Genomic DNA, 22,162 nt, shown 5'->3' with positions numbered 1-22,162 from the left:
GATCCTTTTGTTCACGTAACCGCTCGGGGTATAATCTTATTATTGGTTTAACTTTCTTATTTGTCTTATGCCAACTGCTTTGCTGACATTCCTGCTGACAAATATGGAATCAGTAAATCGACGACAGATTTCACATCGACTTCCTTTTCAAACTTACTTTCTGCCAGCTCCGAAAGAGCTTGGCTTGAAGCCATCGTAAATACACAGGTTCCTAACGTGAAGTGCAGTCGCCAAAACAACTGTTCTTCACATAGTTCCGGGTTCGCCTTCATTATCGAGAAAGTGAAAAGGTTCAGTACCTCTTCGTATCTGGTGGTAATGAACCAGCGTAGATGACCTTGAACGTCTGTATAACCGCGGCCAATTAACAACATAAATAGCGCAGTACCATTTGGGCGTACATCATTTAATGTACGTAAAGGTAATCGCAATGACTCAAAGACATCGTCCATGTTGTAGCTATCGCGCGTGTTTAGCTCAATTAATGAAGTCTTAATGCTCGGCATTAGTGCTTCTAAATACCTATCTAAAACCGCTCTAACCAGCGTTTTTTTATCGCCAAAGTGATAGTTTACCGATGCTAAGTTAACGTTAGCTTTACCTGTTATCGTTCTTAGCGAAGTATCATTAAAGCCATGTTCAGCAAAGAGTCCTTCTGCGACATCGAGTATTTTTTCTTTTGTTGATGTTCTCGGGGCCATTTTAATCACTCGTATTAAACAACTGTTTGAAAATATACTCCCGAAACTTAAGATTAACAAATGATTAACATCACACTTTAACCAATTGGTCTGACCAGACAGTAAAAGGTGTGATCTAATCTTTTGAAATTCAATCGAATACTCCAGTGAAGCTTGTCAGAAGAAAACGATCAAACTTCTCAGTCCATCGCAATTGAAATGCTAACAATAGCCTTGGCGGCTTGGAGTGAGCGACGAGAGTATGAAATACATCTTCGGTTCTAGGGGAGATAAAATGAGAAACACAGAAGTTAGTAACTTCGCCAAGTTGGTAATCCATCTCGATTTTTCTATTACTTTCGGGTGTGTAAGAAGCTAGAAAGCATTAAGTAGAAATTTTTTGAAAAAAAAATGGAACTGTTTGGAAAAGGCTCGGTCTGAATATACGTAACAGTTAGGGCATTTGAAGTTTCACTGGCCGTCAAACTTGTTTCCATCTAATTGTTACGTTGCTGCTTTTTTCTTATTAACTCCTATGTTTGTATCCGCCCAGTCAAATTTTCGGCTGGGCTTTTTTTCGCCTATAGATTTACCAAGCGCCTCTTTCGATGATTTGCCCTAACTCCATAAGCTAGACCTTAGTTGGTCACAAAAGTAATCACCCTGAAGTGGTTGATGTGCCGATCTGCAGATATAAAAAAGCCTCCCGAATGGGAGGCTTCATTAAACAGTGTGTATCTTACGCTTGCGCTTTCTTAGGCAAAGAAAAGTGCAGTAACGCGTAGCCAAGTAACGCGGCTGTCGTCGAGCCCATTAAGATACCTAGTCGAGCATAGGTATCAAACTCAGGGCTTACATTTCCAAACGCTAAAGAGGAAATGAATATAGACATTGTAAAACCGATACCACACAACACAGAGACCGCAAAGATATGCTTGAAGTTAATGCCTTCAGGTAACTTAGCTACACCCATTTTCACAGCTGCCCAACTAAAGGTGAAGATACCTAGAGGCTTACCAACCAGTAGCCCCAAAGCAATACCTAATGGCAGCATTGAAGTTAGGCCTGACATCGATACGCCTTCTAGCGAAATCCCCGCATTTGCAAATGCGAATAGAGGTAAGATACCAAATGCCACGTATGGATGAAGTGCGTGCTCCATGTGCTTAAGTGGAGAATGTTCGCCCTGTTTACCCTTAAGAGGAATAGCAAAGCCGATCACTACGCCTGCAAGTGTTGCGTGAACACCAGATTTAAGTACCGCAAACCATAAGATCGCGCCGACTATCATGTATGGCGTCAGTTTCGTTACTTCCTTCGCATTCAACATGAACAGGACACCAGTCATGATGAAGCCAACAAGCAGCGCCATGCTAGAAAGATCACCTGTGTAAAACAGTGCAATAATAACAACCACGCCTAAATCGTCGATGATAGCGAGAGCTAACAAAAACACTTTAAGGCTTACTGGTACGCGCTTACCTAGTAGCGCCATGATACCTAGAGCAAATGCAATATCCGTCGCAGCTGGGATGGCCCAGCCAGAAACCGCCTCTGGGTCGTTAGCATTAAACGCAACGTAAATAAGAGCAGGGGCTAACATACCACCAACCGCTGCAATCGCAGGGAAAATTGCGGTTTCTTTTGATTTTAGCGCTCCTTCAAGTAGCTCTCGCTTCACTTCAAGGCCAATAAGTAAGAAAAAAACAGCCATTAGGCCATCATTAATCCAGTGAGAAACTGACATACCGAATACATAAGTATGCAGTACAGATTGATAAGTTTCGCCCAGCGGTGAGTTAGCAATGGTCATCGCAATTGCCGCTGCAATTACAAGAAGAATACCACCTGCTGATTCCATTTTGAAAAAGTCACGAATGACATCGTTCATGGTTTCGTCCTTATATTTATTATCTTAATAAACGATTAACAAAGAGTGATAAGAGTGTATAGCTGTCGAAAACTTTAGAATAATCGCTTCTTCAGAGTATAAGCTTCGGTTTTTTCGATGTTAAGTTTACTATACATCGTATTTTCCAACATGACACTCAATTTTGATCGGAGATCGTATTTGTACTTGTCGCACCAAATATTTATCAAGATGATGAGAAAATCAGCATAACACGGCTTGTACCATCATGATAACCCCGTACTTTTGAGAAAAAGCCAGGAAGCTTCGCGCACTAAAAAACCACCCGCAGGGGGTGGTTTTCTTCACAACTCAATAGCCTGTCAGCTGCATAAAGCCCCAAGCTTCATTGGAGCCGGAAGCTAAAGTAGGCCCTTCCCAGTAAGGTATTACAAAGGGTAGCCACATATCTGACTTGATAATGCGGGTAGTCAAGTTAATTTGATGCTTCGGAATATTGATAATCCACTGCAAAGGTAACCTTCTTCCATTGGATAAACTGGTCACTTGCATTGGCTCAATACTGATATCATCGTCTGAGAGGTTGATAACTTTACCTGAGCGTGTCGACAACGTGCCAAACACGTGCGGTGTTTGCCCATGGTGACGATAACGGCTAACAGTTAATGCTCGACCATCATCTAAATTGAAAACAAACCAATCCCAGCCTTGTTGCCCCTCACCAATTAAGCCGCTGCCCCACTCTTTTTGCGCCCAAGCAGAACCCGTCACTGAGAATCGCTTACCATTTAAGCTTAAGCTGCCTTTTACTTTTAAAAATGGAGCACTGAAGCTGAAAGAAGCAACAGATTGCAACGCATGTTTAACTTGGAAGCCTTTGTCTCCATTCACCACAAAGGGGCCGCTTGTCATGGTATTGAGCTCAAGTCCAAACGTATCAGTATTCACATTCAAGTTGCCCGGGAAAGGCGTCGCACCGAGTGATCGCCAAGTCCAATTATCAATCCATAACCTGAAAGGACGATTGATCATACCAGCTTGGCCTATCCCACCTCTAGCTACCCGTTGCTCTTTCCATACATGCGAGCCATGACTGACGACAACATGTGAAATGTACAATTGAGGGTTCTGCCAACCGCTGGTTTCTCGCTCGTCCGTCGCAACCCTGAAATAGCTCCATTGAACATTGTAGATCTTGCCTTGCTCATCTTTTAGTTTCGCAAAGTAGTGCCACCATTCATGCTGATACTCGGGATGAAAGCGAAAGTCTGAGGGTAAAGAGACATGCTCATTAGGTAGTACAGGCTCGAAAATCGTTTGATTTTCACGCGTTAAGATAGAATCAAGTTCGCCTTCTCGTGTTGCTGTCGCCTCTAACCAAAAAGTTGAGTAAAAAGCAGCCCCAGTCAGAAAAGCGAACGTAACAACAATGAGCGTTGAAACCAACAAGCGTTTTTTAGAGCCCACTTTTTTCATTACAACGCGTCCCTTAATGACTTCATCGGTGTACTTTTGATCATTCTAATAACTGGCAATGCGCCAGCAACCATGATGGCAAGCATCGCCCAAGCAATGGTTTGAGCATACTCCCATGGAATCGTTTGAAGCTCTAGAGACCAGCCAAATGATTGCTTAATGATAATATCAACGATCAAATGTGCGAGCGCCAAGCCGAGCGGCACTGCAATAATCGCAGAAATGGCTCCGAAGACGAATAGCTGCAAACCACCTAATACGACAAGTTCTTTTCCGGACACACCCATGCACCTTAATAAGGAAAAATGCCGCTGCCGTGAAAGTTCTCCTGCCAACGTCGCAAAGAATAAACCAAACACGGCAATAATCAGCGTGATATTGCCCAAGGTTCCTGCTATCGCAAAGGTATGATCAAACACTCTCATTGCTTGGCTATAAATATTACCGTTATCAAACACACGATCTTGCGGGAGACGGAATACATTCTCTAAGCGATTTTTCAGCCCTTCTCCATTGACGTTATCTTTTAATACTACGCCAAGACCAACATTACCCGTACCTGCAAATGCATACAGCCAATTCCGGTGCGACATCATCACCTGGTTATATGGGTTTCCATAATCGTAGTAAACGCCTACGACTTGCCAATCACCACCAAGCGGTTCTTGCAAGTTAATGAAATCACCAGGGCGGATATCCAGCTTCAAGGCCATCGACTCACTGACCATTAAGCTCTTGGTAGCGTGCAGTTGATACCAGTAATTTGGGACACCTAACTTGACGGTAAGTGAGTCTAACTCACCTTCAGAAGAGCCCGTACTCACAACTTGCAGAGCACCATGCTCGGTCGGCATATCTTTTTCCCAGCGCCACCAAACCGAGTTCACCTCTGGCTGATTCTGGAGCCATGCGCTCATCCTAGCGGCTGAATTGTTGGTCGGATAGATGTACACATCAGCGGCTAATCGCTGATTTAGCCACTTATCGGTTGTATCTCGAAAGCTTCCGACCATTGTTTCTACACCAATGTTTGCCGCCAGCGCTAACATAAACGCCATCGTAGCCACACCGCGATAGCTCATGCTGGCTGCTGCATCAGCAAAAAACCAACGGACACGAACCCATCGCATGGTATAAGAAAAACTTTGGAACATATGCCACATAATAAATGGCATAAACAACGCCACACTAACCAACATCAGAGCAATAATAGCAAAGCCGGTTTCTTGTGTTTTCGGCGCCTGATATACCGCTATTGCAGCGACACAAAACGCACATGCCGCAAGCGCCTGCCAAGAGAACTCTCTTCCAGCAAATCGCATTAGCGACAGTCGAGAAGAAAGGCGGATTGGTTGTGACTTCAACAAACGGATTAATGGCCACAGACACGATATCAACGCACCCATCGCTGCCATGATTAGACTGTATAAGCTAGATTGCCATGACCATCCTATGGTTAAGCCTACGTTGGCATCATACAAATCACTCAGGCTCGAAGACACTGCTGGGATAAGTTCATTTGCTAAGATCAAGCCAAAAAAGTTACCACACGCCCACGCAATAAAGACGAGCAAAGACAACTCTAGTAATAAAGCTTGCGCTAACTGTGTTCCGTTAACACCAGTCTGTCTCAAAATACCTACCAAACGTTGTCGCTGGATGAAAGACAGAGACATCGCTTGATAAAAAATAAACAACCCGACCAAAAACGACAGCATTCCCATCGCAGTGAGATTCATATGGAATGCGTTAGTTAGCGACTCAAGCTCTGTACGCGTATTCCTAACGAGCGTCATTCCGTTTGGCAGCATGTTTTTCAGTGCTATTAGCTTTTCCTCTGGCATTTCACCACAAGAAATCGCAGACAAACCTGAGCTCCGCTTGAGCATACGCAACAACGATATATCAGTAACCAGCCGAGTACCCGAAAGCATCTTGTCCTTATCTACTTGAATAGGCCCAAGACGGCTTCCGTCATTCATCTCAATGAAGTCCCCATCCTGCCAACTCATGTAAGCGGCCAAATCTTGACTAACAAGAATAGGATAAGGAGGCTTCATTAGTGATAAAACAGGCATCTCACCTAGCGATTTTCCTTGTTGTAGTGGGATCATCGCGACAGGATCTATCCCCACCAACATCAGGCTCATATCGGTCTTGGCATCTAGATGAAGCACATCAAACGGTGCACATTGGTTAAACCCAGCTCGACGTAACTGAATATAGAAACCTTGAGGAATTTTATTGGCAGAGTGCTTCGTTCGGATTCGGTATGGCAAAGGATTAGAGAAAAGTTTTTCCCCAGTTGCATAACTTTGTTTTGCATGCTGGTTGATAGAAGTAACACCAACAAGGAGGGACACGCCTAAAGTTAATCCCAGCCAGACAAGAATAATTTGTAGAGGGTAACGACGGTAATGACCGAGTAGTGCCTTAACTACGGGCCATAACATGTAGCTGCCCTCCTTGAAGTCGAATCTTTCCTTCCATATGGGCGGCCACTTTTTCACTGTGCGTCACTAACAGCAAAGTACACTCCAATTGGCGAGCGAGACTCGTTAATAAGCGCATTACTGCTTCTGCGTTTCGCTCGTCTAGGCTACCAGTTGGCTCATCAGCAAGCAGGATTTTGGGTTCCATATAAAGGGCGCGAGCAATCGCCGCACGTTGTTGCTGACCACCAGACGCCTCTTCCGGATAACGTCCTAGCAATGGCATTAAGTCCAAAGCAGAAAGAATTTGACGCCACAACTCTTTATCTTCCGGCAGACCTTTTAACTGACGACAAAAACGAATATTGTCGGCAATATTAAGTGTAGGAAGCAGATTGAATTGTTGGAAGATATTACCAATATTGTTGCGGCGATAAAGGGTTCTTAAATGCTCCGGTGCTTCATGCATAGCAAAATTTGGAAACTGCACTTCACCAGAGTCAGCAGTATCTAATCCGGCGATTAAATTCAGCAGAGTACTTTTACCCGAACCACTTTCTCCCATCAGAGCAACTTGGTCGCCTTGCTGCAATGTTAATTCTGCCCCTTGTAATACAGGGTGAAACTCTCCCCCGTCTACATAGCCTTTACATAGGTCTGACAGTTTTAACATTGATTATGCCGCTCGGATGGTGTTTAAAAATTGGGATCAGAATCTACACTAAAATCCTGTTAGTAGAAAGTATTTTGAATGCTTGATCACACTATGGAAGTACAAATGCAACTCGATTCACTTTCTGTTGCTAATTTTGTTGACGTTTTGAGCAGATTTTTGCAGCCAAAATAAACTCTGTTCCTCCTTACTGGCCAATCAGGTTTTTCATCCATTTTCGGCTAACCATTCTTGGCAAGCAAATCGCCCACTTCACAACTTCTTCCGTCAAAAAGAGTAAGTAAACCCATTGTGGGTCCCAATTGAGATAAATCGCTGCAAATGCTGCGAGTGGAATCCCGATCACCCACTGCGCCAAGATGTCTTGATACAAACAAAACTTAACATCACCGCCCGCGCGTAATACACCAACAATCGCCATCATCGGCACCGAGCGTAACACGACACCCAACGCTAGAATCACCATAAACTGTTCAGCTAGCTCGCGAGTGTCTGTTGTCAGTGCACTAAACGCATTAAGGATCCATTGATTTGACACTATCAACAAGATGGCGACCACAAATGCGATAAGCACATTCAAAATGACCGTAGCCCATGCTTGATAATAAACGGGTTCAAAATTACGAGCGCCGAGCTGGTTCCCGACTAGAACTGCAGCCGCATTCGATAAGCCAATCATCATCGCCAATGCGATCGACTCAACAGGTGTCATTACGGAAAGTGCCGCCAAACCTTGTACGCCTGCTTGCCCCATGATGGCGTGATAAGCAAACAGCCCACCAGCCCACGCCAAGAAGTTAAATGTGGTTGGCAAAGAGAGGCTCAAGAAACGCGTAATTTTATCTAAGACCAATCCTGCGCGTATATCATCCCAACCAAATGCGATTATGTGTTTTTTCAACCATAGATAACCAAACAAGCAACCTACTTCGATCGCGCCACTGATTACCGTTGCGATCGCTGCTCCCGTAATACCCAGAGCAGGAAAGCCTAATTGACCAAAAATTAAAACCCAGTTAAGAAAAACATTAGATAAAATGCCTATACCACTAAAAAAAGTGCTTAGGCCTGGTTGGTGCATCGCCCTTAGGCCCACCGACATACTGGCCACACATGCAACAGCAAACATGCTAACCGACGAAATAATGAGATAGCTGGCCCCTAATTCAATCACTTCTTGTGAATCGGTAGTCAAGCTCATGATGAGTTGTGGAAAAACAACAAACAAAGCAACAGCAATCGCAGCAAACATCATTGCGATCATCCATGTTAAAGCGGTACTGCGACGCACCCCAACTTTATCGCCAGCCCCCCAATATTGAGCGGTTAACAACGCACCGCCCGTTGTCACCCCAACTAACATGATGGTGGTGACGAAAGTCGCGCGCGCAGCAACTCCAACAGCGGCAATTTCAGCTTCACCAAGTTGACCAAGCATAAGAACATCGACGAGGCTTCTGCTAGAAAACATCATGCTTTGCAGTGTAATTGGTAACGCGATTGCAAATAAACGACGTAAGAATGCTTTATCTGCGTGTATTGAGAGTTGAGAAAGAAAAGTCACAAGCGCTCCAACGACAACTTATTGATAGAATGGGGAAAGTGTCTCATGATTATACTCTGTGGTGTTTATTCCACCAACGATAAAAGGACAGATAATGAAAAAGGTGTTGGTGCTAGGCGCCTCGGGTTACATTGGCTCTCAACTTCTTCCGTTACTTTTAGATAAAGGTTACGCCGTCACAGCAGCGGCGCGACATATTGATTATTTAGAGTCAAGAACTCAGCCTCACCCTAATTTAACGTTAAGGTATCTCGACTTGGCTGACGCAGAGACCACGAAGGCTGTAGTGAACGATTTTGATTTAGTCTTTTTTCTCGTGCACGGGATGGCTCAAGGTGATGACTTTGTTGAGTACGAACTAAACCTTGCTTTGAACTTCAAATATGCGTTGGAACAAAGCTCCGTCGAGCATGTTATCTATTTGAGCGCTATTCAACCTCAAACCGGAAACTCTCGCCATTTAGCCGCTCGTAAAGCCACGGGAAAAATAATTCGACAGTCTGGTATTCCAGTAACTGAATTGCGTGCAGGCGTTATCATCGGCCCCGGCTCTGCTGCTTTCGAAATCATGCGTGACTTTGTCTACAACTTACCTATTTTGATCGCGCCTAAATGGGTCGACTCAAAAGCGAACCCTATTGCCTTGCCCAATCTCAACCACTATTTGTTGAAGTTAGCAGAAGCCCCCTCTCCAGAAGAAAGTCAAATTTATGAAGTTGGTGGGCCAGATACACTTAGCTACCGCGAACAGTTCAAAGTCATTTGCCGAATCACGAACAAGCCGTATCGACTGTGGTCGACCCCGCTACTTACTCCGAAAATGGCATCGTACTGGCTAGGTTTAGTTACCTCAGTGCCAACTAGTATCGGTAAAGCATTACTTGCGGGCTTAGAGCACGACTACATTGCAAACTCCAAAGCGATTGAAGAACGATTTCCTCAAACGCTGATCAGCTACGAGCAAGCGGTAACTGATACCATTCAAGATGAAGGCACATTTGTACGCAGTAATGTCTGGGGGTTTGAACCCGCAGCGCTTCGTCGATGGCAACCAGGATATGGCTATTACCCAAAACAAGCTGGAGCGAGCATTAAAACTCATGCCTCCGCTGCGGCATTATGGAAAGTGGCGCAAAAGATCGGGAGTCGCGAAAAAGGCTATTACTTTGCCAACATCTTGTGGCGTACACGTGAATGGCTCGATATCTTTTTTGGTGGCGGAAAACCGATTCGCGTTTCTCCTCCTGGACCAGAGCTTAAAGTCGGTGATTTTATTGACTCTTGGAAAGTGATTCGCTGCGATAATAATCAGTTTCTTTCACTGTTTTTTGGTATGAAAGGCCCAGGCCTTGGGCGTTTAGAAATTACCATCAAAGATCTCGGTGACGAACGAGAGCTGGATATTACCGCCTGGTGGCACCCGCAAGGGTTTCTTGGGCTGCTTTATTGGTTTGCAATGATGCCAGCCCATCTTTTCATATTTAAAGGCATGGTCAAAGCCATCGCGAAAGAAGCAAACCGTTTAGAAAACAAAAAGCCCCAATAACAGGGGCTTCTAAACACTCAAAATGTCACTTTAGTCAGCTTTGAACTAGAGTGGAATTTCGGCTAACTGGTTGCCTTCGTTTGCTGGAAAAATAAGGTACTCGCCATGGTATTTCACCATCGATTTGTAGTCTGTTACCTTATGAACCATAAAGCCCGCTTGCGCTGCTTTCTCAACAAACTCAGCATGATTGCCACGCACAAACCAACTCATTGGCTTTACGAGCAACTCGCCATCAAAACAGCTTTCGCATTGGTCTGCACATAACGCTAAAGAGTTTTGACCTTCAGTGAAGATTTGTACTTTGCCGCACCCAATCAGTTGCTCAGATGTTGAGACTTCCCAGCCTGCTTGCTCCATCAAATCAAGAAAAGACTCAATATCTGAATCTTTGAACACTTTGGAGTCTTCACCTTCAGGGAAGAATTGCGCATAAAAAGAAGAAATACGTTTAAAGATAAACAACAAACCAGCATCGTTCCCCTTTGAGCGACCTGCTTTTTGCCAACGCGTTAAGTCATCGCCTACCGTACGTCCGAAACGTTGTGATTTTAGCGCCTTTGTTACCCAACGCACTAAATAATGGTTATTCGCAACAGGGGCATTGGCTAACTTACCTGAGCGATGCTCTTGATCTAACTCTTCAAGTGCTGAGTTAACCAAGTTTTGAATTTCTTTGGTGTAATTCGACATTACGCCTTTCTTCCTAAAGTCCAATAAAACAGTGCTGAAAGCACAGAACAAGCAAACATTACGATGATCATCGGCCAAGCAACATTCCCGGGCAGTGATGCCACCAGCGCACCAACCAATGAACCGATACCGAATCTTAATGTCCCCGCTAGAGACGACGCCGTACCCGCCATTGATGGGTAACCACTTAAAAGCAGCGCCATCGCGTTACTACCTATCGTCGACAATGTACCGATAAACAGCACAACAAAAGGTACAATGCCCCATAATCCGAAGTCCATTAACCAACTTACGAATAAACCAATCCCCGCCAAAAGTTGCACGAACAACCCAAAACGAAGCATGGCATGGGAACCAACTTTCTTCACCAAGCGACCATTAATACTGGTCATGATGATCATCGCCACAATGTTCAAACCAAATAGGTAACCAAAGTGGTCTGGTCGAACACCATATAAATCAATATAAACAAAAGAACCCGCCGTCAAAAATGCAAACATTCCGGAAAATGAAAACGCACCTGAGAGCATCAAACCGATCGCTTCAGGATTGGAGCATAATCTGGCGTAGTTTCTCAGCGTCGTGCGGAAACGAAGAGGCTGACGATTTTCAGGCTGTAACGTTTCAGGGATTTTCCAAAGTACGAGAAAAATCACAACTACAGCGAAAATAGCTAGTACCCAAAAAATGGAACGCCAACCAAACCAAATCGCGAGATGGCCACCGATCATCGGTGCCACCAACGGCGCAATAGTAATGACCAGAGTAACGAAGGACATTGCGCGTGCAAAGTCTTCACGGTCAAACATGTCACGCACGACAGCTTGGATAATGACCGCCGCTGCCGCGCCAGCAAAACCTTGTGCCGTACGTACATAGGTCAGCGCATCAATGCCATTTGTTGTCGCACTCACAACAGCAGCCAAGCCGAAGAAAAGTACGCCTAAAATCAACACAGGTCTGCGACCAAAGCTATCGGCAAGCGGCCCGTGAATTAACTGGCCGATCGCAAAACCCGCGGTATAAGCCGTCAACGTAATCTGAACCGCGCCAGGCGCGACCCCCAAATCTTTCGCAATTGTTGGCATCGCAGGCAAATACATATCGATCGCCAAAGGCGTCAAAGCACCAATCGCTCCTAGTACCAGAAACAATAGAAAACTGATTTGGGATTGCGGAGCACTTTGAGCTTTTTCTGTCATTCTTTTACCTCTTGTTGGAGCCCTACCGTCAATACTTGCAGAACAAAGTGAAAATAACGGAAGTTCTCATATCGCTGAATGTAGAAGCCAAAAACCTGTTCTATCCAACGTTCGAGAATCATAAGGGCAAATATGTACCAAGGTGTGACCTTGACGAACTCGACATAGAAAAGCATGTGAAAGCGAAATGTGTTTATGGGAAACAAACACAATGCAGTAAAAATGATGGCGTTGACACCATCATTCCATTCACCGTAGCCGAAGGCTTTGCAATAAGAGTATGCATGCATCAGCTAAATGCAAAGGCATATCACTGAGATGAGTAAGCACACCGGAATTGTCTAGGCACTAATTTTGGTAGGAAAATTTATTTTGAGCCAATTCCTACCAAAAGACTAGTTCCTATTAGGAACTAAAGAATTTCCCATGCCGACAATTAATTCCAAATAGAATCAATTTCTTCTTGCGTGAGGTGGCGATAATCACCTGGTTCTAGTGCCTCATCAAGTTCGATAGAACCAATACGCTCACGATGTAAGTACTCAACTTTATTTCCTAACGCCGCGAACATACGTTTCACTTGGTGATACTTACCTTCCACGATAGTTAACAATACTTCATTCTCAGCCTCGTTCACGATTTCCAAACGAGCAGGCAATGTTGCTTCTGATTCATTGCGCAAAATGATGCCTTGTTCGAGCTTTTCCGCGTAATCTGGCTGAATAGCATCGACGAGCCAAACACGGTACGTTTTCTCACACTTATGCTTAGGTGAGGTAATACGATGAGACCACTTACCATCATCCGTAATCAATACTAAACCAGTTGTGTCGACATCTAATCGGCCCGCAAAGTGAAGGTTTTCAATTTTAGGCTCATCAAGCAATGCGAATGCAGTTTGGTTGTAGCCATCTTCATGTGAACAAACAAAGTCAGCAGGCTTATACAACATAATGTAACGAGGACCAGGAGCACCAATAACACGGTCTTCCCACATCACTTCCGCACCTTTAGGTACTTTAAATGCACCACTTTTTTGAACCTCACCGTCAACGGTGATGTCTCCACTTTTGATGATCTTTGTTGCCTGTTTGCGTGTTGCACCCAGAGCGTCACACAAATATTTATCTAAACGCATGAATACCTCATTGAATTATACCCAAGTGATCTCTAAATCTTGGTTTAAAGGTCACTTGGGTATAAAAGTCAGGTATTATAGCGTTCCTCGTTCGAATAGTTGAGCAATTTCACATATTTTCATGTACGCACTTCGTCCTTATCAAGCCGACTCGGTTAAAGCCGTTATTCATTACTTTCGTAAACACTCGACACCAGCAGTGATCGTGCTGCCAACCGGTGCAGGAAAAAGCTTGGTGATCGCAGAACTTGCTCGCCTTGCGAAAGGACGAGTGTTAGTCCTCGCCCACGTAAAAGAACTGGTCGAGCAAAACCACGCGAAGTATGAAGGTTATGGTTTAAAAGGTTCTATCTTCTCAGCAGGATTGGGACGAAAAGAAACTGACCAGCAAGTCGTGTTTGCTTCGGTTCAATCGGTCGTACGTAACTTAGATTCGTTCAAAAACCAGTTTTCTCTGCTCGTTATTGATGAGTGCCATCGTGTGCCAGATGACAAAAACAGCAGCTACCAAAAAGTTATTACTCACTTACGAGAACTGAACCCTGGCATTAAGGTGCTGGGACTAACTGCAACGCCCTATCGTTTAGGAATGGGCTGGATTTATCAGTATCACACCCGAGGTCAAGTGCGAACCGAAGAGCCTCGATTCTTCCGCGATTGTATTTTCGAACTGCCGATCCGTTACTTGCTCGACGAAAACTTCCTCACTCCAGCCCGCATGATGGATGCCCCCGTTTTGTCTTACGACTTCTCTCAGCTGAAGCCCGCTAACACCGGACGCTACAAAGAAACAGAAATGGACATGGTGATCGATAAAGCCAAACGTGCGACTCCACAAATTGTTGAGCAAATCATGCAATATGCGAAAGAGCGTCAAGGGGTCATGATCTTCGCTGCAACTGTTCGACACGCACAGGAGATACACAGTTTATTGCCAGAAGGCGAAACTGAAATCGTCATTGGTGATACACCTACGCCGGAGCGCGATGCGATCATCCAAGCGTTCAAGAATCGTCAAATAAAATACTTAGTCAATGTTTCGGTACTGACAACCGGGTTTGATGCGCCGCATGTCGATTTAATCGCGATTTTGCGACCAACAGAGTCAGTCAGTCTGTACCAACAGATAGTAGGACGAGGATTACGCTTATCAGACGGAAAATCAGAATGTTTAGTGCTTGATTACGCAGGCAACAGCTACGATTTATACCAACCTGAAGTCGGTGATCCCAAACCAGACTCTGACAGTGAAATTATCACGATTCCTTGCCCGGCTTGCGGATTCAATAACAACTTCTGGGGTAAGTTGGATAGTAACGGTTTCTTGGTTGAACATTTTGGCAGACGTTGCCAAGGTTACTTTGAAGATGAAGACACAGGCGAACGTGAACACTGTGGCTACCGTTTTCGTGCCAAATACTGCGGTGAATGTGGTGCGGACAACGATATCGCTGCACGAATTTGTCATGAGTGTGATGCGACGCTCGTAGACCCAGATAAAAAGCTAAAAGAAGCCCTTAATCTCAAAGATGCATTAATCTTTGAATGCACAGAAATGGACCTATCTGTATTTAAGTCCAGTGATGGTAAATCTCAGCTAAAGGTGACGTATTCTGGTGAACCATACCAAGGCGAAGGCAATGCGTTAGTTCATGAGTTTTGGACATTGAGTACCAAAAAACAAAAACAAACGTTTAAAGATCAGTTCGTACGCCCCCACTTAGCAGACAAGCATCGCCCTTTTGAAGAGGCTTCACCGACACGCGTTGTCGCTAATCAACATCGTTTCCGTTTGCCTCAGTTTGTTATTGCTAGAAAATCTGGTCGCTTTTGGAAGCTGCGAGATAAAATTTTTGAAGATGAGTTGAAATAACATCGACAACACATGGCAAAACTTAATTAGCTGATTCACTCTCTGTTCATCTATCTCCGATATACTGCGGCTAACGCTCCAGAAAAGGTTTGACTATGTATAAAGCAACGACTTCTCTACATTCTGCGTTACTTTTCGGCCTTATCACGACATTCATGTGTGCACCAAGTTTTGCCAAGCATGGCAACGAGTACACATCACAAAATGGCCACGCCATCGTGCAAGATGTCGAAAAGCCAGGAACACGCATCGAATTCGATGAAGATCAAGATGAGGTCTATCGCGCGGTTCAACAAGGATATATACGACCATTTTCGGAACTTTACGCCGCAGTAGAAAACGACCTATACGGCCGCATCATCAAGGTCGAGCTTGAAGAAGATGATGATGCTTGGGTGTATGAATTGAAAATTCTGTACAACAACAGCGTCCTGAAAGTTGAGTACGACGCCGCCACGCTAGAAATGCTTGAGATCAAAGGTCGCAGCTTTAACAAAGCGTTAAAGCCGCAAAACAACTAAACTTGTCTAATGCGTCATCCAGACACGATGCGTAGCTTACTTCGATAAAAATCCAAACATAATAAGAATCATCAATATGAAAATACTTGTTGTTGAAGATGATCCTCGTTTAGGCGAGCAAATCATCGAAACATTAGAAAGTACCGGCTGGGTACCAGAATTGTCCCAAGATGGCATAGACGCTCTGTATCGCGCGACTTCGGAAGAATGGGACGCCATTGTTCTCGACCTCGGCTTGCCAAAACTGGATGGTCTTACCGTCCTAAAAGGCATCAGAGATGAAAACATTAATACTCCTGTCGTGATTTTAAGCGCTCGCGACACCCTAACGCAGCGAGTTGAAGGCTTAAACGCAGGTGCAGACGATTACCTAACTAAACCATTTGAAATGGTTGAGCTTATCGCTCGTATTCGTGCACAGCTGCGAAGAGCCTCTGGTAATGCCTCTCCTGTGATGCAAATTGGCGACTTGAGCTTGGATACACGCACTTCTAAAGTCATGTGGCAAGGGCAAGCGGTAAGCTTGACGGCGCTAGAGTATAAAGTGGTCGCTTACTTTATGCATAACCCGGAAAAAGTGATTTCTCGAACCGAACTCGTCGAGCACATTTACAAACAAGACTTTGATCGTGACTCCAACACAATCGAAGTTTTTATCGGCCGAATTCGCAAAAAAATCGCACCAAAGATCATCAAAACTGTCCGAGGGTTGGGATACCAATTAAATGCCGAATAGAAACAGGCTACCGTTGAACGCAATAAAACGACTGAGTATCAAAAGTCGCCTCGTTTTAGCGGCGATCGTTTGGTTAACGGCAATGATCCTCGCCGCTGGTGTGACGATACCGACGCAGGTCTACAACTATATGGTTGATGACACTCGCTCACAGCTCAGCATTTTTATGGATGAAGTCGCAGCACAGTTAGAAGTCGATAACACCGGGCATCTTTCACTCGCAGCTCAGCTATCAGACCCTCGATTTAACCGACCTTACAGTGGTTTGTATTGGAGTGCCTCTACAGAGGCAAGCCTCGAACGTTCTCGTTCGTTGTGGGACAAAAAAATCGAATACAAAGGTTTGGATAAAGATGCGTATGGAGCAAGAGGCGAAAAACTAATTACGCTAGAAAAAGCACTGTATCTTCCTGATTACGATGGTCCTATTCACATTATTATTGGTATTGACGAAGAGCCCATTAAAAATACCCTTCAGACGTTAATCGGCCAACTTTGGCTTATTTTGGGTTTATTATTCGCGGGCGTACTTACCGTCATTTTACTGCAAATTGCTTGGTCATTGAGTCCGCTTACAAAGCTACAAAAAGAATTAGCCGAGCTGAAGTCTGGTAATAAAAAGAGTCTAGAAGAAACCTACCCAAAAGAGATTTCTCCTCTAATCTTCGACCTCAACGCTCTGCTGTTCCATTACCAAGAATTACTAGAGAGAGCTCGCAATCATGCAGGTAACCTATCTCATGCACTTAAAACGCCACTTTCTGTTCTAAAAAATGAAGTTCAGACGTTAGAACCTGAGGCACAATCCCGTCTCCGGGCTCCAATCAATCAAATACAAGACCATATCGATTACCATTTGGGTCGTGCCCGTATGGCCGGATCGATGAACATATTATCAGTGAAGTCGAACCCAGCAGATCGTGTGGATGCTATCTCAATGGCGTTTGATAAAGTGTATGCGAGCCGAAGCATTACCTTAATTAATGAACTTGATTCAGAGCTGAATGTAGCAGTAGAGCAGACCGATCTCGATGAAATGCTAGGTAACTTGCTAGAAAATGGCTATAAGTGGGCCAACAGCATGATTCGTGTGCACTCCTCTCAGGATAAGGAAAATATACACATCATTATTGAAGATGATGGGCCAGGCATCCCTAAAGAGAAACTGAGTCAAGTAATCAAGAGAGGAGTTAGATTGGATGAAACAACCCCTGGCTCAGGTCTTGGTCTAAACATAGTCAGTGAAATGGCACACAGTTACCGAGGTCAATTAACATTGGATACAAGCGCTTTAGGTGGATTAAAAGCATCTTTAGTCTTACATCTCAGCCGAACATAAAGCATATAACACATAAACTTTGTTTTTCGGACCATGATCAGTAAACCGATGAAAATGAAGTCGATGTGAACAAAATCCAAGCAAAGCGTTAAAAGGGATAGCCTTCCACCCCGCTAAATCATACCTTTTTGTTGATTTGGATACGATTTGGGTTGCCCATTTATAAGTGGAATGATAGTATCCGCGCTCGCTTGAACAGTTCCTGTTTCAAGCTTTACCACGAACAACAAGGTCGCATTGTTGATTGTGAACATTTGATTTTTACTAATTTGAGAGTAAATACTATGAAATTCGAAGCAGTAGTACGTACTGAACTAGGTAAAGGTGCGAGCCGCCGCCTACGTCACGCTGGCAAATTCCCTGCAGTTGTATACGGCGGTGAAGAAGCAGCAGTAGCTATCGTTCTTAACCACGACGACATCGTAAACCAAATGGACAAGCCTGAATTCTACGAAGGCATCGTTCTAGTTATCGATGGCAAAGAAGTTAAAGTTAAGCCACAAGACGTTCAACGTCACGCGTTCAAGCCAAAAGTTGAACACATGGACTTCATCCGTATCTAATTCCCTACCAAGGAATTAATCGGATTAAATCCAAACCTTTTGCATAAAAGATAATCGGACTTACCAACCGAGACATCTAAAAAATTTCAAAACCCCGGAGTCTTACCACCTCCGGGGTTTTACTATATTTGGCATATAGCATTTGATTTATGAGCGGGCAATATACTTCACTAAAGTGAGATCGGTCAGCGTCATACTCTCAATCACTTCCGACTCTTCCTCTCCAGTACGCACAAAACCACACTTCTTGTAAAAGTTAAGCCCCTGTTGATTAGTATCCAGTGCTTTCAAACTGATCTGCATAACTGACGTAGAGAGCAAACGTGTCTCTAACTCATCTAACAGTGCACTTCCTGCTCCTTGCCCATAATGTAGCGGCGTAACGTAGCAACATGTCACTAATGCCGTTTTATCTTCGCTGGTGTGGTTAGGTAACTCGTAACTTAAAAAGCCAACAATTTCTCCTTGCCTCTCAACTACGATCAATTGGGCCAGTTGCTCCGTCATCACTCGTGCCCACATCCTTTCTCGACGCTCAATCGTAAACTGCTCTATGTAGCTCTTTGGCATTAATCCTTTATACGCCACCTGCCAAGAATCAACGTGTATCTTGGCGATTTGGGCTGCTTCCTTTTTGAGTGCGTCCCTTACTGTGTATCTCATAAGCATCCTTTATTAGCGTTCACCACTTACAAATTCTTTTAACCCTACCCTTTAAACCAAAGCTCAAAGATAACGGCTACAGTCGCAACGCTTTACATTAATCTATTTTATTTTCATTAATTAAATGATAGTTCACATCATAATATTCGAAGAAGAACGATCCATTATTTACTTTTCATTTTGACTCATTAGGTTGAATCTATTTGTTTAAACACTCGAGTGTCAAATTCGGAATAAGCACGATAAGGTATCGGATGAGGATAAATAAACGATGCCTAAAGCATAAGGTTTCTAAACGATCGCAATTATAGTAAAGAGATAAATACAATTTTTGATAGAGTTTGGCAGAATAAAGCCATGATCAAATGAGTTTAAGCTCTGTACTGTTCATTATGCATACAAACCGAGCCCCTCATCATTAGAGCGAAAATTTATAACGATTTGTGTCATACCTATTAGGAAAAACATAAACTTGGCAAAATAATCACCAAAATCAGCGTAATACTTCGTAAAAATGCGCATTGATTCACACAAACAACACACATTCAATTAACTACCTCACAAAAAATAGAGCTAGCGATATAAAATAAATACTAAATACCAATTCTGTTTATTTATAGACGTAGTTTGCAGGCTTATTAATTCATTTCTCCGATAGAAGTATAAATAAGAGATAGATCACTAAAGTTTCACATTAATTCCGTATATTTCACGCCGTAACAATAACAAAATCACAAAGAAAGGATCCCTTATGAAGTTTTCCAAATCTCTTTTGGTAGTGGCAGTGGGCGCTGCGCTAGCAGGATGCGGCTCAGACAGCGACAATTCTCCAGTAACCTGCGAGACTGCAGATTCTTGTACTAAGTTCACCGTTCTCCACACTAACGATAACCATGGTCGCTTTTGGCATAACAGCGACGGCGAATACGGCATGGCTGCGCGTCACACTTTAATCGAATCTATCCGCGCAGAAGTCGAAGCAAAAGGCGGTGAAACCATTCTGCTATCTGGCGGTGATATTAATACCGGTGTACCAGAATCAGACATGCAAGATGCGGTTCCAGACTTCGTAGGGATGAACCTACTTGGTTACGATGCAATGGCTGTCGGTAACCACGAATTTGATAACTCACTAGATATTCTCGATATGCAAGCCGAGCTAGCTGACTTCCCTATGCTGGCTGCGAATATCTATAAAAAAGATACAAACGAGCGTTACTTCGCCCCTTACAAAGTATTTACTATCAACGGCCTTAAGATCGCTGTTATTGGTCTAACAACGCAAGACACTGCGAAGCTAGTCAATCCAGACAACGTATCAAACATCCACTTCGAAGACCCTCAAGTAGAAATCAAAAAGGTACTGAAGGAAATCGAAGAGAACGAAAAGGTAGACCTAGTATTTGCAACGACGCACATGGGTCACTACGAAGATGGTAAAAACGGTAGTGAAGCACCAGGTGACGTGAAACTCGCTCGCTCTCTTGAAGAAGGACAGCTAAACGCGATCATCGGTGGTCACTCGCAAAACCCTGTATGTATGGAACCAGGTACCAATGAGTATGCTGATTTCAAACCTGGGGATGATTGTGCCCCAGACCAACAAAAAGGCACTTGGATTATGCAAGCGCATGAGTGGGGTAAATATGTGGGTCGTGCTGACTTCGAATACTACGACGGCAAGCTTCACTTAGCGAACTACGCACTAATTCCTGTAAACCTTCTAGACGAAAACGATGAAGTTATCGGTGAACGAATTCAACAAGATGCAACAGTAAAAGCGTTACTACTGCCATACCAACAACAAGGTCAAGAGTTATTAGATGAGAAGATTTCTAATACGACGGGTAAGTTAGAAGGTGATCGTAACGTAGTTCGCTCTCAACAAACTAACCTAGGTCACCTACTCGGCGAGGCATACCGTACTTACAAAACGGTAAATGCTGACTTTGGTGTGATGAACTCTGGCGGCGTGCGTGATTCAATCCAAGATGGTGATATCACTTACCGTGACGTACTAACGGTTCAGCCATTTGGTAACTTCGTGACTAAAGCAACTATGACAGGTAAAGAAGTTAAAGAATACCTAGACGTGGTTGCGACGAAATCTGCAGGTTCTGGTGCTTACGCTCAACTAGATAACATCACTTTAGATGTAAATTGTGATGCTGGCTCAGTAACCATTACCGATATTAACAATAAAGGCTTCGATCTAGACGCAACGTACACATTCTCTGTAATCAGCTTCAGTGCTGCTGGTGGCGATAACTATCCAATCATCGATGTTCAATCTACACAGCTAACCGATGCATACGTTTTGCGCGAGTTCTTCGTAAACAACCCACAAATCTCTGCGGATAACTACAACAAGAACTTAGAGAACATCAAGTACTTCAGTAATGGCCAACCAGTAAAAGGTTGTCCTGCAACTGGTAGCTAATACTCAACACCTTACCCCTGGCGCTAAGAGCTTTTACAAGCAATTTCGTCAGGGCTTTCCTTAAAACCGAAGCTTTGTGCTTCGGTTTTTTATTTTCGATAAATTACTGAAAACTCTCCACCTTCACAATATGTTCAAAAATTGTTCATTTGTGTTATTGACGCCCCTGTGTTGGGCTTCTATGTTTGATAAGGTCTTTTAAATATGCAGGTTCATCGGCTAAATTTCGCGAAACATTTTTAATCGCATAGTCAATGATTCTGAGAAAGATGTGAATGGCGTTACAAACACTGCTCTCAAACAATTTGTCTTTGGACTTCAAACGATGGTGATGTGCCTCCACGCGCACACTAATGAGCAGCGATCTGGACGTCAATGTGTTCAAACTGCTGCCATCGAGTTCTGGAGGTCAAAAATGAAACGAGCCAGCAATAGCTACAGACTCCAAATGATCAAAGAAGTAGTTACCCGTAGAGAGCGTGAAGCTTGTACGGATCCTATGGCGAGATACATTCATCAACTCATGGATGAACGCCCAACAAGTAAATTAGATGTTGAATTCAATCATCGATTTTCAGGAAATCACTTCGACGAACAAGCGGGAGGCTGGGTTAGCGACCGTTGGTCGATGAAATAACGCCAATTACCGCTTTATAGGGAAAATGGATAGGAGATTCCCGGTTCTTAAAGGACACCTTGCCGGACCGGGAATATGTAAAAGCCTAATCAGAACCGAAAGCGAAGGCGTAAGTA

General features: G+C 43.9%; 18 protein-coding genes. 8 read left to right on the top strand and 10 right to left on the bottom strand.

From position 1 onward, the window contains the following. Positions 1-65: 65 nt before the first annotated feature. The 6 genes from R7Q11_RS08290 to R7Q11_RS08265 form a co-directional block, all read right to left on the bottom strand. Positions 66-701 carry a TetR/AcrR family transcriptional regulator gene (locus tag R7Q11_RS08290; protein ID WP_005378033.1) on the bottom strand — a complete coding sequence of 212 codons (636 nt, stop codon included), beginning with the start codon at positions 699-701 and terminating at the stop codon, positions 66-68. 718 nt (positions 702-1,419) lie between these two features. After that, entirely contained in the window at positions 1,420-2,571 is a 1,152-nt protein-coding gene (nhaA, locus tag R7Q11_RS08285) for a Na+/H+ antiporter NhaA (RefSeq protein WP_005378034.1), read from the bottom strand. A gap of 330 nt (positions 2,572-2,901) precedes the next feature. Further along, the gene (locus tag R7Q11_RS08280) at positions 2,902-4,026 is read right to left on the bottom strand and encodes a lipocalin-like domain-containing protein (RefSeq protein ID WP_225466351.1); all 1,125 of its coding nucleotides are present in this window, start codon (positions 4,024-4,026) and stop codon (positions 2,902-2,904) included. Continuing rightward, positions 4,026-6,479: an ABC transporter permease gene (locus tag R7Q11_RS08275; protein ID WP_005378038.1), complete on the bottom strand. Its 2,454-nt coding sequence runs from the start codon at positions 6,477-6,479 to the stop codon at positions 4,026-4,028. The genes R7Q11_RS08280 and R7Q11_RS08275 overlap by 1 nt, the downstream gene beginning before the upstream one ends. Then, positions 6,460-7,131 (bottom strand): ABC transporter ATP-binding protein, encoded by a 672-nt coding sequence (locus tag R7Q11_RS08270; RefSeq protein ID WP_005378040.1) that lies wholly within the window; start codon positions 7,129-7,131, stop codon positions 6,460-6,462. Before R7Q11_RS08270 ends, R7Q11_RS08275 begins: the two co-directional genes overlap by 20 nt. 187 nt (positions 7,132-7,318) lie before the next feature. Next, complete coding sequence (locus R7Q11_RS08265) at positions 7,319-8,695, bottom strand: MATE family efflux transporter (protein WP_213870495.1); 1,377 nt, start codon at positions 8,693-8,695, stop codon at positions 7,319-7,321. Positions 8,696-8,789: 94 nt separating this feature from the next. Here R7Q11_RS08265 and R7Q11_RS08260 point away from each other — a divergent pair, with 94 nt between their 5' ends. Beyond that, entirely contained in the window at positions 8,790-10,241 is a 1,452-nt protein-coding gene (locus tag R7Q11_RS08260; protein ID WP_065274393.1) for a DUF2867 domain-containing protein, read from the top strand. A 45-nt stretch (positions 10,242-10,286) separates the two neighbouring features. On the opposite strand, the gene R7Q11_RS08255 is transcribed toward R7Q11_RS08260, so the two are convergent. The 3 genes from R7Q11_RS08255 to rsuA form a co-directional block, all read right to left on the bottom strand. Then, the gene (locus R7Q11_RS08255; RefSeq protein WP_225466350.1) at positions 10,287-10,934 is read right to left on the bottom strand and encodes a DUF2913 family protein; all 648 of its coding nucleotides are present in this window, start codon (positions 10,932-10,934) and stop codon (positions 10,287-10,289) included. Beyond that, complete coding sequence (locus R7Q11_RS08250) at positions 10,934-12,136, bottom strand: Bcr/CflA family multidrug efflux MFS transporter (protein WP_017820848.1); 1,203 nt, start codon at positions 12,134-12,136, stop codon at positions 10,934-10,936. Before R7Q11_RS08250 ends, R7Q11_RS08255 begins: the two co-directional genes overlap by 1 nt. Positions 12,137-12,572: 436 nt before the next feature. Further along, positions 12,573-13,274, bottom strand: a complete 702-nt coding sequence (gene rsuA / locus R7Q11_RS08245) for a 16S rRNA pseudouridine(516) synthase RsuA (protein WP_005378059.1) — start codon at positions 13,272-13,274, stop codon at positions 12,573-12,575. 121 nt (positions 13,275-13,395) lie between these two features. On the opposite strand from rsuA, the gene R7Q11_RS08240 reads away from it, so the two are divergent. The 5 genes from R7Q11_RS08240 to rplY all read left to right on the top strand — a co-directional run bounded on the left by R7Q11_RS08240 (position 13,396) and on the right by rplY (position 18,306). Continuing rightward, positions 13,396-15,147 carry a DEAD/DEAH box helicase gene (locus R7Q11_RS08240; RefSeq protein ID WP_225466349.1) on the top strand — a complete coding sequence of 584 codons (1,752 nt, stop codon included), beginning with the start codon at positions 13,396-13,398 and terminating at the stop codon, positions 15,145-15,147. 155 nt (positions 15,148-15,302) lie between these two features. Then, the gene (locus tag R7Q11_RS08235) at positions 15,303-15,668 is read left to right on the top strand and encodes a PepSY domain-containing protein (RefSeq protein ID WP_372008595.1); all 366 of its coding nucleotides are present in this window, start codon (positions 15,303-15,305) and stop codon (positions 15,666-15,668) included. A gap of 76 nt (positions 15,669-15,744) precedes the next feature. Then, positions 15,745-16,404 (top strand): response regulator transcription factor, encoded by a 660-nt coding sequence (locus R7Q11_RS08230; RefSeq protein ID WP_005378073.1) that lies wholly within the window; start codon positions 15,745-15,747, stop codon positions 16,402-16,404. Beyond that, entirely contained in the window at positions 16,394-17,743 is a 1,350-nt protein-coding gene (locus tag R7Q11_RS08225; protein WP_005378071.1) for an ATP-binding protein, read from the top strand. Before R7Q11_RS08230 ends, R7Q11_RS08225 begins: the two co-directional genes overlap by 11 nt. A 284-nt stretch (positions 17,744-18,027) precedes the next feature. Beyond that, positions 18,028-18,306 (top strand): 50S ribosomal protein L25, encoded by a 279-nt coding sequence (gene rplY, locus R7Q11_RS08220; RefSeq protein WP_005378066.1) that lies wholly within the window; start codon positions 18,028-18,030, stop codon positions 18,304-18,306. Between the two features lie 147 nt (positions 18,307-18,453). Here rplY and R7Q11_RS08215 read toward each other — a convergent pair whose 3' ends face one another. Beyond that, positions 18,454-18,969: a GNAT family N-acetyltransferase gene (locus R7Q11_RS08215; protein WP_017634886.1), complete on the bottom strand. Its 516-nt coding sequence runs from the start codon at positions 18,967-18,969 to the stop codon at positions 18,454-18,456. Positions 18,970-19,720: 751 nt separating this feature from the next. Between R7Q11_RS08215 and ushA the strand changes: the two genes are divergently transcribed. Beyond that, positions 19,721-21,409, top strand: coding sequence for a bifunctional UDP-sugar hydrolase/5'-nucleotidase UshA (gene ushA / locus R7Q11_RS08210; protein ID WP_149191904.1), 1,689 nt, complete (start codon positions 19,721-19,723; stop codon positions 21,407-21,409). Between the two features lie 415 nt (positions 21,410-21,824). Beyond that, positions 21,825-22,046: a hypothetical protein gene (locus R7Q11_RS08205; protein WP_005386686.1), complete on the top strand. Its 222-nt coding sequence runs from the start codon at positions 21,825-21,827 to the stop codon at positions 22,044-22,046. Positions 22,047-22,162 lie beyond the last annotated feature (116 nt).

The organism is Vibrio sp. 970 (genome assembly GCF_033339075.1).
This window is presented reverse-complemented; position numbering and strand designations above follow the sequence as displayed.

Coding starts and splice junctions, on each gene's coding strand:
- R7Q11_RS08255 (WP_225466350.1), bottom strand. CDS start 10,934: ATGTCGAATTACACCAAAGAAATTCAAAACTTGGTTAACTCAGCACTT.
- R7Q11_RS08230 (WP_005378073.1), top strand. CDS start 15,745: ATGAAAATACTTGTTGTTGAAGATGATCCTCGTTTAGGCGAGCAAATC.
- R7Q11_RS08240 (WP_225466349.1), top strand. CDS start 13,396: ATGTACGCACTTCGTCCTTATCAAGCCGACTCGGTTAAAGCCGTTATT.
- ushA (WP_149191904.1), top strand. CDS start 19,721: ATGAAGTTTTCCAAATCTCTTTTGGTAGTGGCAGTGGGCGCTGCGCTA.
- rplY (WP_005378066.1), top strand. CDS start 18,028: ATGAAATTCGAAGCAGTAGTACGTACTGAACTAGGTAAAGGTGCGAGC.
- R7Q11_RS08225 (WP_005378071.1), top strand. CDS start 16,394: ATGCCGAATAGAAACAGGCTACCGTTGAACGCAATAAAACGACTGAGT.
- R7Q11_RS08260 (WP_065274393.1), top strand. CDS start 8,790: ATGAAAAAGGTGTTGGTGCTAGGCGCCTCGGGTTACATTGGCTCTCAA.
- R7Q11_RS08250 (WP_017820848.1), bottom strand. CDS start 12,136: ATGACAGAAAAAGCTCAAAGTGCTCCGCAATCCCAAATCAGTTTTCTA.
- R7Q11_RS08215 (WP_017634886.1), bottom strand. CDS start 18,969: ATGAGATACACAGTAAGGGACGCACTCAAAAAGGAAGCAGCCCAAATC.
- R7Q11_RS08205 (WP_005386686.1), top strand. CDS start 21,825: ATGAAACGAGCCAGCAATAGCTACAGACTCCAAATGATCAAAGAAGTA.
- rsuA (WP_005378059.1), bottom strand. CDS start 13,274: ATGCGTTTAGATAAATATTTGTGTGACGCTCTGGGTGCAACACGCAAA.
- nhaA (WP_005378034.1), bottom strand. CDS start 2,571: ATGAACGATGTCATTCGTGACTTTTTCAAAATGGAATCAGCAGGTGGT.
- R7Q11_RS08275 (WP_005378038.1), bottom strand. CDS start 6,479: ATGTTATGGCCCGTAGTTAAGGCACTACTCGGTCATTACCGTCGTTAC.
- R7Q11_RS08280 (WP_225466351.1), bottom strand. CDS start 4,026: ATGAAAAAAGTGGGCTCTAAAAAACGCTTGTTGGTTTCAACGCTCATT.
- R7Q11_RS08290 (WP_005378033.1), bottom strand. CDS start 701: ATGGCCCCGAGAACATCAACAAAAGAAAAAATACTCGATGTCGCAGAA.
- R7Q11_RS08235 (WP_372008595.1), top strand. CDS start 15,303: ATGTGTGCACCAAGTTTTGCCAAGCATGGCAACGAGTACACATCACAA.
- R7Q11_RS08270 (WP_005378040.1), bottom strand. CDS start 7,131: ATGTTAAAACTGTCAGACCTATGTAAAGGCTATGTAGACGGGGGAGAG.